The sequence below is a fragment of the Neptunomonas sp. XY-337 genome (assembly GCF_004959845.1).
GTDB classification, from domain to species: domain Bacteria; phylum Pseudomonadota; class Gammaproteobacteria; order Pseudomonadales; family Balneatricaceae; genus Neptunomonas; species Neptunomonas marina.
Genome location: NZ_SPLL01000003.1, coordinates 338655 through 351281 on the forward strand (window position 1 = coordinate 338655; position 12627 = coordinate 351281).

General features: G+C 48.6%; 10 protein-coding genes and 4 tRNA genes. 1 reads left to right on the plus strand and 13 read right to left on the minus strand.

The features are described 5' to 3' along the window. Positions 1-5: 5 nt before the first annotated feature. Positions 6-929: a histone deacetylase family protein gene (locus tag E4L36_RS08720; protein WP_136680283.1), complete on the plus strand. Its 924-nt coding sequence runs from the start codon at positions 6-8 to the stop codon at positions 927-929. Between the two features lie 94 nt (positions 930-1023). Here E4L36_RS08720 and E4L36_RS08725 read toward each other — a convergent pair whose 3' ends face one another. The 13 genes from E4L36_RS08725 to recA form a co-directional block, all read right to left on the minus strand. Next, a complete protein-coding gene (locus E4L36_RS08725) occupies positions 1024-2328 on the minus strand; it encodes a sodium ion-translocating decarboxylase subunit beta (RefSeq protein WP_136680284.1) in 1305 nt (434 codons plus the stop codon). A gap of 12 nt (positions 2329-2340) precedes the next feature. After that, a complete protein-coding gene (gene oadA, locus E4L36_RS08730; RefSeq protein ID WP_127694423.1) occupies positions 2341-4125 on the minus strand; it encodes a sodium-extruding oxaloacetate decarboxylase subunit alpha in 1785 nt (594 codons plus the stop codon). Positions 4126-4181: 56 nt separating this feature from the next. Then, the gene (locus E4L36_RS08735) at positions 4182-4418 is read right to left on the minus strand and encodes an OadG family transporter subunit (RefSeq protein ID WP_136680285.1); all 237 of its coding nucleotides are present in this window, start codon (positions 4416-4418) and stop codon (positions 4182-4184) included. A 259-nt stretch (positions 4419-4677) separates the two neighbouring features. Then, entirely contained in the window at positions 4678-6138 is a 1461-nt protein-coding gene (gene thiI, locus E4L36_RS08740; RefSeq protein WP_136680286.1) for a tRNA uracil 4-sulfurtransferase ThiI, read from the minus strand. 46 nt (positions 6139-6184) lie between these two features. Beyond that, a tRNA-Arg gene (locus E4L36_RS08745) sits at positions 6185-6261 on the minus strand. 17 nt (positions 6262-6278) lie between these two features. Continuing rightward, positions 6279-6355 (minus strand) — tRNA-Arg (locus E4L36_RS08750). A gap of 30 nt (positions 6356-6385) precedes the next feature. Then, positions 6386-6462 (minus strand) — tRNA-Arg (locus E4L36_RS08755). Between the two features lie 5 nt (positions 6463-6467). Continuing rightward, positions 6468-6557, minus strand: a tRNA-Ser gene (locus E4L36_RS08760). Positions 6558-6638: 81 nt separating this feature from the next. Then, complete coding sequence (csrA, locus tag E4L36_RS08765; RefSeq protein ID WP_127694420.1) at positions 6639-6827, minus strand: carbon storage regulator CsrA; 189 nt, start codon at positions 6825-6827, stop codon at positions 6639-6641. 126 nt (positions 6828-6953) lie between these two features. Continuing rightward, positions 6954-8189 (minus strand): aspartate kinase, encoded by a 1236-nt coding sequence (locus E4L36_RS08770; RefSeq protein WP_136680287.1) that lies wholly within the window; start codon positions 8187-8189, stop codon positions 6954-6956. A gap of 45 nt (positions 8190-8234) precedes the next feature. Then, positions 8235-10787, minus strand: coding sequence for an alanine--tRNA ligase (gene alaS / locus E4L36_RS08775; RefSeq protein ID WP_136680484.1), 2553 nt, complete (start codon positions 10785-10787; stop codon positions 8235-8237). Between the two features lie 176 nt (positions 10788-10963). Further along, positions 10964-11428, minus strand: a complete 465-nt coding sequence (locus tag E4L36_RS08780) for a regulatory protein RecX (RefSeq protein ID WP_169051514.1) — start codon at positions 11426-11428, stop codon at positions 10964-10966. An 84-nt stretch (positions 11429-11512) separates the two neighbouring features. Then, on the minus strand, positions 11513-12553 hold the full coding sequence (recA, locus tag E4L36_RS08785; RefSeq protein WP_127694417.1) for a recombinase RecA: 1041 nt from the start codon (positions 12551-12553) through the stop codon (positions 11513-11515). Positions 12554-12627: the final 74 nt, after the last annotated feature.

Consider the following 12627-nt stretch of genomic DNA (forward strand, 5'->3'; position numbering starts at 1 on the left):
AGGAAATGGCGACCACTTTTATTACGCATGATGATTGCGGGCTTCATAATATGGGGCCAGAGCACCCAGAAAGCCCTATTCGCCTGCTGGCAATCCGCAAAGTACTCGAACGAACTGGACTTATCCAGCATATGGAGTGCATGGAGTCGGTACACGTCACACGCGAGCAAATTTCACTAGCGCACGCAGACTTACACCAAAAGCGCCTAGAAATGAAACTACCCAGCGAGGGCGTCTTTTACGCTGATGAAGATACAGCTCTATGCCCTGATTCTCTTCATGCAGCAAGCCTAGCTGCAGGGTCTGCTATTTTAGCCACCAACCGCGTACTTGCAGGCAAAACCGATAACGCCTTCTGCGCTGTTCGTCCGCCCGGCCATCATGCTGAGCATAATGCCGCCATGGGCTTCTGCTTCTTTAATAATGTGGCGATAGGTGCAATGCAAGCGCTCGAGCATCCCTCGGTTAACCGCGTCGCAGTTGTTGATTTTGACGTACACCACTGTAACGGCACTGTCGACATATTTAAGGATCGCCCAGAAGTTCTGGTATGTTCAACTTTTCAGCACCCTTACTACCCTGAACGCTATACCGACATCAGCAGACAAAATATTGTCAACTGCCCAATGCCAGCACACAGCGACAGCAAATTTTTCCGTAACATGGTGGAGAGTAACTGGCTTCCAGCGCTTCAAAACCATAAACCGGACATTATCTTCATTTCAGCGGGTTTTGATGCACACCATGAAGACCCAATGGCCGATATTAACCTAAATGAAGAGGATTACCGCTGGGTTACAAAGCTACTGATGGACGTGGCGCGCACCTATAGTGGCGGTAAAATCGTATCGGTTTTAGAGGGTGGATATAACCCTGTTGCATTGGCATTTAGCGTGGAAGCTCACTTAGAGACACTAGTCGGCTATTGAGCAACTTAGTATTTAATAACCAACAGTAAGCTGAGCTTAAATAAGAAACAAAAAAGGCTACCAAGAGGCAGCCTTTTTATTTATAGCCAGCAAGTTAGCCAACAAACTTAATCATAACGCCCGCTGCAACCGCAGAACCGATAACACCAGCCACGTTTGGACCCATTGCGTGCATAAGCAGGAAGTTCTGAGGGTTCGCCTCTAAACCAAGCTTGTTAGAAACACGCGCGGCCATAGGTACAGCGGAAACACCAGCAGAGCCAATAAGCGGGTTAATTGCATTACCGCCTTCCAGCTTATTGAGTAGCTTCGCCATCAATACCCCCATCGCAGTACCAATGCCAAATGCAACGATACCGAGGATAAGAATACCTAACGTCTGAACATCCAAGAACTTGTCAGCTGAAAGCTTAGAGCCGACTGACAGACCTAGGAAAATGGTAACAATATTGATCAGAGCATTCTGAGCAGTATCGCTTAGGCGATCTACCACACCACACTCACGCATCAAGTTACCGAAACAGAACATACCCAGCAGCGGAGCTGCATCCGGCAGCAACAGAGCAACCAGTACCAACAGTAGAATCGGGAAAAGAATCTTCTCTGTTTTCGATACATGGCGCAGCTGAACCATTGCGATCTTGCGCTCAGATTCAGTTGTTAGCGCACGCATGATAGGCGGCTGAATCAAAGGAACCAGTGCCATATAAGAGTACGCAGCTACCGCAATCGCACCAAGCAACTGTGGCGCCAACAAGCTCGCAACATAGATCGCAGTTGGGCCATCAGCACCACCGATAATACCAATCGCTGCCGCATCTTGGATGGAGAAATCCATCAAGCCCATCGCTGAGAGGCCAACGGCACCTAGCACAGTGGCAAAGATACCAAACTGAGCAGCCGCACCTAGGAATAGCGTTTTGGGGTTGGCTAACAGCGGACCAAAGTCGGTCATTGCGCCAACACCCATGAAAATGACCAGTGGTGCAGCACCGGAAGCGATAGCAACTGTATAGAAGTTGTAAAGCATGCCGCTACTATAGCCGTAGTCATTTGCCGCTAGCGTTGCAGCTGCATGAGTACTCGCATTAGAAGTATTGTAAGCCTCAAGTAGTGCATGAGCATCAACCGTACCAGATACGCCAAGCGTGTTGGCTAATGTTGCCATCACCTCAGGCTTCGCAAAGTGGATAGCGTTCTCTACTGCAGAGAAAGCTAAGCCCGCCTCAGGAATATTCGCCAAGATGCCACCAAAACCGATAGGTACGAGTAGCAATGGCTCAAAGTTTTTCCGAATTGCCAGGTACAACAGCAGCAAACCAACGATGATCATCACCAGCTGGCCACCGCCCAGATTATAAATACCTGATGCGTACCAAAGCTCTAGAACCTTATCCATCCAAAAAACCTCTTAAGCTAGCGTCAGGAGCGTATCGCCGACCTGAACCGCATCGCCTTCTTTGACGTCAACGGATGTAACAGTACCTGCTTTTGCAGCACGCACCTCAGTTTCCATTTTCATCGCTTCAAGAATGACTAATACGTCACCTTCTTGAACAGCTTGCCCCTGAGAAACCTGAACCTTCCAAATATTACCTGCCAACGGCGCAGCTACAGGCTCGCCTGAACCAGCAGGAGCTGCTGCTGGCGCTGCTGCTGGAGCAGGTGCTGCAGAGATTGAAGAAACATCACCACCTTCAGCCACTTGAACAACATAGTTCTGACCATTAACAGTGATTGTGTAGACTTCTGGACCAGTATTTTTCGGCGCAGCCATAGCTTTAGCATCCTCTAGAGTAGGGGCAGGTTCGAACGCATCAGGATTATTGCGGTTCTCAAGGAACTTGAGTCCGACTTGCGGGAATAGTGCATAAGTGAGTACATCGTCGATTTCGTTCTCACCTTGAGTCAGAGTAATACCCTTCTCACTTGCCACCGCTTTTAGTTCATCAACTAGCTTGTCCATTTCCGAATCAAGCAAATCAGCAGGACGGCAAGTGATCGGCTCAGCACCATCTAAAACGCGAGCCTGCAGCTCTGCGTTGTAAGCCGCTGGCGCAGCGCCATATTCACCTTTCAGAATACCCTGCACTTCTTTGGAGATCGTTTTGTAACGCTCCCCCATCAAGACGTTGATAACTGCCTGAGTACCAACGATTTGAGATGTTGGCGTTACCAGAGGAATCAAGCCCAAATCTTCGCGCACACGCGGAATCTCAGCCAGCACTTCATCAAACTTATCAGAAGCACCTTGCTCACGAAGCTGGTTTTCCATGTTCGTCAGCATGCCTCCAGGCACCTGAGCGATCAGGATACGGGAGTCAGTTCCACGCAACGATCCTTCGAATTGTGCGTACTTCTTACGTACGTCACGGAAATAAGCTGCAATTTCTTCAAGCAACTCAAGATCCAAACCTGTCTCGCGATCCGTACCTTGTAATGCAGCTACAACTGACTCGGTAGACGTATGTCCATAAGTCATCGACATTGAGGAGATTGCCGTATCAACGCGGTCGATACCCGCTTCGACAGACTTCAGAATAGTCATGTCCGAAAGACCAGACGTTGCGTGCGCATGCAGTTGAACTTCGAGATCCGTTTGCGCTTTCAAACGGGAAACCAGATCAAATGCATCGTAAGGCGTTAGGATGCCAGACATGTCTTTGATAGCAATAGACTCAGCGCCCATATCCTCAAGCGTTTTAGCGTACTCAACCCACATGTCGTTGGTGTGTACAGCGCTCTTGGTATAAGAGATCGTACCTTGAGCGTGCTTACCCGTCGCTTTAACAGCGCGAATGGCTGTTTCAAGGTTACGAGGATCGTTCATGGCATCAAAGATACGGAATACATCTACGCCGTTTTTAGCTGCTCGTTCAACAAACTTGTTTACCACATCATCAGCATAGTGACGGTAACCAAGTAGGTTTTGACCACGCAGCAACATTTGCTGTCGAGTCTTCGGCATTGCAGCTTTTAGTTCGCGAATGCGATCCCAAGGATCTTCGCCGATAAAACGAATACAGGAGTCAAAAGTCGCTCCGCCCCAACTTTCTAGGGACCAGTAGCCGACTTTATCCAGCTTTTCAGCGATAGGTAACATGTCATCGATACGCATACGCGTAGCGAAGAGAGACTGATGTGCATCTCGCAGTACTACATCAGTTATACCAAGCGGTTTCTTAGCATCGGACATGGGTAAAAGGCCTTCTGTCGATAATAGTGCACGAATTTATAGTTGCTAATCGTTTCTTATGAACGATATTTATGAACAGCTGCTGATATAACAGCAACAAGCTCATCGTTATTCCCACTTTGCGCTGCGGCAGCAGGTGCCGGCTTCGCAGCCTTAGGCTGGGGTGCTGGTGTATATTTCGTCACCAACTTCGACATCCCAGTCGTAATTCCAACCAACAAAGTTAGGAACACAAAAACAAAGCCCATACCAAAGACCATCAGTGTGAGGCCCTCTGATAACAGATTATCCATCTGCGGCAGCTCCTAGTTGTTAATAAAAAATGCTCGCTTTCTGCAATTTATTATCTAATTTCCCTGAATTTAGGGAATATGACCACAAATGCAGTTTTTGCGACATAGCAATTAAACCGCAAATAGCCCAGCGGGGCAACTTAAGATGGGAAACACAGGTCAATAAATAGACGTCAACAAAGAAATTGTCGACAATTTGATACTCTATCTAAATCAAAGAGTTAGAAAACCCTCACCAAGGAGAGTGAGGGCTGGCACATTAGACTAAGGGACGATACACCTTAATATTGAGATAACCTTTTTCTTGCAAGCTTTGCGCATGCAAAGAGCTCATAACACCTTTATCACAATACAGCAGATACTCCTTGCTGTTATCAAGCGTAGCAACTTTGCTCTCAAGCTCATAGAAGGGTATCACCTGAACGTCACAACCTGGCATATTAAGAGGCTTACGCTCTACTTCCAAAGGAGCACGAATGTCGACAACAACCTGATTCTCAGAGACTTTGCTCAGCGCTTCGATATCACTTTCAATGTCTAAATTCTTAGCAATATCATCGATCTTGATCACCTTGCACTGACTGATCGCACGATCCAGAACTTCTTCGTCTAGCTGAGACTCCTCCTCCAGCACACGTGATAACTTAGCTCGCGTTGTCGGACGATCTGAGATGACACCACAATACTCTGGAATCATCTTAACAATATCGAAGCAGCCTAATCGCTTAGTGAGTTCAACAATTTCTGGCTTATCTACCGTAATCAAAGGGCGCACTACGAGCTTATCCGTCGCACGATCAATTACATTTAGGTTAGGGATCGTTTGACTCGAAACCTGAGCAATACTTTCACCAGTAACAATCGCGTCAATTTTCATCTCATCAGCTACACGCTCTGCCGCTCGCATCATCTGACGCTTAAGCACAACCCCCATATGGGAGTGATGCACATTCTGGAGAATATCACCCACCACTTCCTCAAAGGGCACGGTTACGAACTTAACTCGCGCAGAAGCACCAAGACCCTGCCAAAGCTGTAGCGCAACCTGCTTAACACCTACCTCATGCGCCTTTCCGCCTAAGTTAAAGAACAGGAAGTGAGTTTTAGCGCCACGGCGCATCGTCATATAGGAGGAAACAACGGAATCAAACCCCCCTGATATCAGCGAAAGTACCGGCTCTTGAGAACCTAGCGGATATCCACCAAGCCCCTTATGCTGCTTTTCAACGATAAAGAGTTTTTCGTTCTTTATCTCAAGATCAACGAAGACCTCAGGCTTTCTGACATCAACTCTCAATGGCTGGGCGTGCTGCAGCAACCCTCCGCCAACATAGCGCTCCATATCAACCGATGTGAAGTCATGGTCACCGGTGCGCTTCACGCGCACTTTGAACGTCTTACCCTCGATCCTATCGCGATAGACTGGCAGCGTTTTTTCAAAAACATCATGGAATGACCCGAGCGGATACTCAGCCACCTCTAAGAAGTGAGCAATACCCGGAGTCATCTTCATCGTCTCGACCACTGCATCAACTTCCAGCATCGAAGCCGACTCAGGCACAACGACCTCAATCTTATCCCAGAACCCACTCACCGTGACCTTAGGATGGATGCGCTTTAGAAGAATCTGAAGATTACTTTGGAGACGCTGAATAAAGCGGCGTCGAACAGGACGGCTCTTGATCGTAATCTCAGGGAAAAGCTTAACGATAAATTTCATGACGATTTGGACTTAATTGAAAATTAATCTAAGAAAGGAGGGGGAGTGGCGCGCCCGAGAGGATTCGAACCTCTGACCGCCTGGTTCGTAGCCAGGTACTCTATCCAGCTGAGCTACGGGCGCGTGAAGTATAAGTGTGATGGCGCGCCCGAGAGGATTCGAACCTCTGACCGCCTGGTTCGTAGCCAGGTACTCTATCCAGCTGAGCTACGGGCGCAACACTTATAACAGAACTCGTTGATATTTATGGCGCGCCCGAGAGGATTCGAACCTCTGACCGCCTGGTTCGTAGCCAGGTACTCTATCCAGCTGAGCTACGGGCGCGTAAATGGCGGTGAGAGAGGGATTCGAACCCTCGATAGAGTTTCCCCTATACGCCCTTAGCAGGGGCGCGCCTTCAGCCACTCGGCCATCTCACCAATCAACGGCGCGTACTATACTAAACTGATTTTTAAAAAGAAAGCTTTATTTTCAAAAAAAACCAGTTTAGTAACAAAAAGTTAGTCCTGTCGCTCAGACTCACCTTTTTCGCGCTGAATGCGCTGGTAGATCTCCTCACGATGCACTGAAACATCTTTAGGGGCATTTACACCAATACGCACTTGGTTACCTTTAACACCAAGTACAGTCACTGTGACATCGTCACCGACCATCAAAGTTTCGCCGACTCGGCGAGTTAAAATCAACATTCTAGGATCTCCTAATCTTCCCTTGATACCACCAAAACGACTGAGCAAGCACATCCACGCTGGCTCAGACGCTTCATGACAAAGCAGTTACCAAGTCTACTACTATAGACCAATTACGTAACGTCGTCATTCGCTGACAGTATCAACTTTATCCAAGTCAAATGCTGAGTGTAACGCACGCACTGCTAGTTCAAGGTACTTCTCTGCGATAACTACTGACACCTTAATCTCAGAGGTTGAGATCATCTGAATGTTGATCCCCTCGTTTGCTAGCGCGTCAAACATTTTGCTCGCTACACCTGCATGTGATCGCATTCCAACGCCAACGATCGAGACCTTAGCAATCTTATTGTTGCCCATCACTTCACGGGCTTCTAGCTCGGTCGCGACCGCGCGAAGCACTTCTTCAGCTTTATTATAGTCATTTCTGTGAACAGTGAAGGTGAAGTCAGTCGTTTGATCGGCAGCAATATTCTGCACAATCATATCCACTTCGATATTCGCATCACTGACCGGTACTAGGATTTTAGAGGCAACACCCGGAATATCAGGAACACCCAACACCGTTAGCTTTGCTTCATCACGGTTAAATGCAATACCGGAAATAACTGGTTTTTCCACTGTTTCTTCTTCCTCTATCGTAATCAGCGTTCCTGGGCCTTCTTCAAAGCTTGATAAGACACGCAGTGGCACTTTGTATTTGCCCGCAAACTCGACAGAGCGAATTTGCAAAATTTTTGACCCCAAGCTTGCCATTTCAAGCATCTCTTCAAAAGTGATGCGCTCTAAACGACATGCACCTTCAACGACACGCGGGTCGGTCGTGTATACACCATCAACATCGGTGTAGATCTGGCACTCATCCGCTTTCAACGCTGCAGCAAGCGCAACGCCTGTCGTATCAGAGCCACCACGGCCTAACGTAGTGATATTCCCCTCGGCATCCGCGCCTTGGAAACCTGCCACTACGACGACGCGCCCTTGCGCTAAGTCGCCTTGAATACGTTCGACATCAATATCTTGAATTCGTGCTTTAGTATGCGCACTATCCGTCAAGATTCGTACTTGAGAACCAGTGTAAGAACGCGCAGGAATGCCTCGTTTTTCCAACGCCATACACAATAGTGCAATGGTCACTTGCTCACCTGTTGAGACAAGCACGTCCATTTCACGAGGACTCGGCGTCTCTTGAACCTCTTTCGCTAACGAAATCAGGCGATTGGTCTCGCCGCTCATGGCCGAAACCGCAACTACCAAGTCATGCCCTTGGTCTTTGAACTTTTTGAGCTTATCAGCGACCGCCTCTATGCGCTCGACAGACCCAACGGATGTTCCACCATACTTCTGTACATACAGAGCCATTTGTCTTTTTGTCTCCATCGGCTGGCTTAGCCAGCCCTATTACCGCTAACTATTTGCAACGATCTCTTTAACACTTTCCAAAGCACCCGCTAGCGCTGCGCTATCGGTACCGCCACCTTGCGCAAAATCAGGACGACCGCCGCCTTTACCGCCGATCTTTCCTGTCAAATCACGCACAATATCGCCCGCTTTAACACGGCCTGTTAGATCTTTAGTTACGCCTGCTGCCAAACTGATCTTACCTTCGGCTTCAGTCGCCAACACAACAACACCAGAGCCAAGCTTGTTCTTGAGCTGATCAATCGTGTCGCGCAACGCTTTAGGCTCCACGCCATCAAGCTGAGCTGCTAGCAATTTAATACCATTAACCTCAATAGCTTGGCCCAACAGATCAGCGCCCTTTGCGGCAGCTAACTGACCTTTCAGCTGTTCAATCTCTTTTTCTAGCTGGCGGCCTTTTGCCTGCTGATCATTCAGTTTTGCCTCGAGCTCCGTTTGAACCTGAGCAAAGTGTGCTAATGCAGCCGCACCGGTCACAGCTTCTACCCGACGTACACCTGATGCAATACCGCCTTCAGATACAATCGTCAGTAAGCCAATATCGCCGGTACGCTCAGCGTGCGTGCCACCACATAGCTCAATCGAGAAACCATCGCCCATGGTCAAAACACGAACTTCATCATCGTACTTCTCGCCGAACAAAGCCTGAGCGCCCTTCTCTTTCGCCGCGTCGATTCCCATCACCTCAGTGACTACGGGGGAGTTTTGGCGGATCTGATCATTTACCAGTTGTTCAACTTCAGCGAGCTGCTCACGTGTCACAGCTTCAAAGTGAGAGAAGTCAAAGCGCAAGCGCTTGTCATCATTCAAGGAGCCTTTCTGCTGAACATGGTCGCCTAGAACGACGCGCAGTGCTTCATGGAGTAAGTGCGTCGCGGAGTGGTTCAAAGCGATCGCATGACGGCGTGCCTCATCCACTTGAACAGCAACACTGTCACCCACAGCGATCGAGCCAGACTCAATGCGGACATGATGGAGGTTATTCTTACCTTCCTTTGTACAGTCCGTCACCTGAGCACTCATGGAACCGTTTTGCAGCGTTCCAGTATCCCCGACCTGACCACCTGACTCGGCATAGAAGGGGGTGTTATCCAGTACGACTAAACCATCATCACCCGCATTCAAGTTACCGACCTCTTCGCCGCCTTTGATCAGCGCAACAACGTTTGCAGCATCGCCATGCAATGCTTCGTAACCTGTGAAGAGGGTCTCACCATCTAACTGGATTGCATCGTTATAATCAACTGAGAACTTACCAGCAGCACGAGCTCGCGCACGCTGCGCCTCCATCTCACGCTCGAAGCCCTCCATATCTAGCGTCAGCTCGTGCTCACGCGCCACGTCGGCTGTGAGATCTGCCGGAAAGCCGTAGGTGTCGTATAACTTAAATACTGTTTCACCTGGAATCACCGTACCCTCGAGCCCATCAATGGCTTCCTGCAGAATACGCATCCCGTGATCTAGCGTTTTGGCGAACTGCTCTTCCTCCTTCAGCAACACGTTCTCAACACGTGCCTGCTGCGAAACAAGCTCTGGATAAGCAGCACCCATCTCATCGGCCAGTGCTTTTACTAACTTGTGGAAGAATGGGCCGTTTGCTCCCATCTTGTTACCATGACGTACCGCGCGACGGATAATCCGACGTAACACGTAACCTGCACCTTCATTCGAAGGCACGACACCGTCGATGATCAAAAATGCACAGGAGCGGATGTGGTCAGCGATTACACGTAACGATTTGTTACTCGTATCATCGTTACCCACTGCTTGCGCTGTCGCCTTGAGAAGGTTTTGGAAGAGGTCGATTTCATAGTTGGAATGCACGTTTTGCATCACTGCAGCGATACGCTCCAAGCCCATACCGGTATCAACCGATGGCTTAGGTAACGGAGTCATGTTGCCTTCTGCATCACGGTTATACTGCATAAAGACCACGTTCCAGATCTCGATGTAGCGATCGCCGTCCTCTTCTGGTGATCCTGGAGGGCCACCCCATACATCAGCTCCATGGTCGAAGAAGATTTCAGTACAGGGACCACAAGGGCCGGTTTCACCCATTGACCAGAAGTTATCTTCATCTAGTTTCGAGAAACGCTCAGGATCTACACCGATTTCCTCTTTCCAGATACGCTCAGCTTCTTCATCAGAGTGGTGAACCGTAACCCAAAGGCGCTCTTTTGGAAGACCAAGCACCTCAGTTAAGAAGGTCCATGCAAAACGAATCGCCTCTGGCTTGAAGTAGTCACCAAAGCTGAAGTTACCCAGCATCTCAAAGAATGTATGGTGACGCGCCGTATAACCTACGTTTTCGAGATCATTGTGCTTACCGCCAGCACGTACACAACGCTGAGATGTAGTAGCACGGTTATAATTGCGTTTATCGGTGCCAAGGAACACATCTTTAAACTGCACCATCCCGGCGTTGGTGAACATCAACGTTGGATCATTTGCCGGAATAAGGGAGCTAGACGCTACAACCTCATGGCCCTGTTTTTGGAAATAACTCAGGAAAGCCTGACGAATTTCGGCACTTGTCATGTATTTCATATGAATTGTTCGTTCCGCTGGATGGTTACATGCCTAATAAAACTTGCTCTGCAAGGCGGTGATACTCAAACGCCGAGCAAAATGGCGACCTAGTATATATCGCGGTTAAAAATTGTTCGAGTTTTAATGGACTAAGGGAGGACGGTTGGTGAGTATTTTGTTAGCTATTAGCACTCTTCATCAGTAAATTCTGTGGCAAATTTAATTTCTTCAAAAGAAAAGCCTCTGGACAACATAAAACGCATCCGCTTTTCGTAACTTTTTCTATCGTAATCCTTTAAGGGCATACCAAACTTACTACGATAAACACGACGTGCATTTTCAAACCAGTCGATCGCCTCCTCACGAAGCGCGTCTTCAACAAGATCATCAGAGACTCCACGCCGGCGTGCGTCCTGTAACACACGCATTTTGCCATACCCTTGTTGCGCTTTGCTGCGGACAATCATGCCTGCACAGCGCTGGTCACTTTGATAACCCGCCTCATGAAAGTCATCTAATACCGCTGCCAATAACTTTGCATCGCAGCGACTGCTGTATTTATGCTCAATTTCAGCGCGGCTATATTCGCGGCGAGATAGCAGTGCAATAAGCGCTTTACGTAGCTCACTTTCAGACTCAAGGTATTTCAAAAGACAAACCTTTAAACGCAAAAAGGGCCGCAATGCGGCCCGACTAATATGAGAGCAGCACTAACGCCGCTCTTTGGGGAACTCTTACAGGTCAAGCTGTGGCGCATCAGACGCCTCATCTTCTGTAGCAGCTGTTGGCAAACCCAGCAACTTTTCACGCAGCGCCCCTTCAATCGCTTGAGCTGCCTCTGGATGCTCTTCTAAGTAGCGTGAAGCATTGGCTTTACCTTGACCAATTTTATCGCCGTTATAGGCGTACCAAGCACCTGACTTATCCACCAGCCCATGCTGAACACCGAGGTCGATAACCTCTCCCATACGGTAAATACCCTTACCATACATGATTTGGAACTCAGCCTGTTTAAAGGGCGGCGACACTTTGTTCTTAACAACTTTCACCCGTGTTTCGTTACCGACGATCTCATCGCCCTGTTTAACAGAACCGATACGGCGGATATCCAAACGAACCGAGGCGTAGAACTTCAGCGCGTTACCACCTGTTGTTGTTTCAGGTGAGCCAAACATCACACCGATCTTCATACGGATTTGGTTGATGAAAACCAACAAGCAGTTAGATTGTTTAACGTTACCTGTGAGCTTACGTAGCGCTTGCGACATTAAACGCGCCTGCAAGCCCACATGAGAGTCACCCATCTCACCTTCGATCTCGGCCTTAGGTGTCAACGCTGCCACAGAGTCAACGATAATGACATCAATAGCGTTTGAGCGAACCAGCATGTCGGTAATTTCAAGCGCCTGCTCGCCTGTATCTGGTTGGGATACCAACAAGCTATCCACGTCTACCCCAAGCTTCTCTGCGTAGTTAGGGTCTAGCGCGTGCTCCGCATCGACAAATGCACATGTTTTACCTTCACGCTGCGCTTCTGCGATAACTTGCAGTGTTAGCGTTGTTTTACCTGAAGACTCAGGGCCGTAAATTTCGACAATACGACCGAATGGCAGACCGCCAATACCCAGCGCAATATCTAAGCCTAGCGAGCCCGTCGATACAGATGGGATCGCTTCACGCGGCTGATCGCCCATGCGCATAACAGCGCCTTTACCGAATTGACGCTCAATCTGGCTTAAAGCTGCATCAAGCGCTTTCTTTCTGTTATCGTCCATTTCCAACCCTTTGAGTCTGAGGTGACAAATACTGTATAGATGGACAGTATTATTGCAGATACCAATTCGAATGC

Coding starts and splice junctions, on each gene's coding strand:
- csrA (WP_127694420.1), bottom strand. CDS start 6,827: ATGTTGATTTTAACTCGCCGAGTCGGCGAAACTTTGATGGTCGGTGAC.
- thiI (WP_136680286.1), bottom strand. CDS start 6,138: ATGAAATTTATCGTTAAGCTTTTCCCTGAGATTACGATCAAGAGCCGT.
- E4L36_RS08770 (WP_136680287.1), bottom strand. CDS start 8,189: ATGGCTCTGTATGTACAGAAGTATGGTGGAACATCCGTTGGGTCTGTC.
- E4L36_RS08720 (WP_136680283.1), top strand. CDS start 6: ATGGCGACCACTTTTATTACGCATGATGATTGCGGGCTTCATAATATG.
- recA (WP_127694417.1), bottom strand. CDS start 12,553: ATGGACGATAACAGAAAGAAAGCGCTTGATGCAGCTTTAAGCCAGATT.
- alaS (WP_136680484.1), bottom strand. CDS start 10,787: ATGACAAGTGCCGAAATTCGTCAGGCTTTCCTGAGTTATTTCCAAAAA.
- oadA (WP_127694423.1), bottom strand. CDS start 4,125: ATGTCCGATGCTAAGAAACCGCTTGGTATAACTGATGTAGTACTGCGA.
- E4L36_RS08725 (WP_136680284.1), bottom strand. CDS start 2,328: ATGGATAAGGTTCTAGAGCTTTGGTACGCATCAGGTATTTATAATCTG.
- E4L36_RS08735 (WP_136680285.1), bottom strand. CDS start 4,418: ATGGATAATCTGTTATCAGAGGGCCTCACACTGATGGTCTTTGGTATG.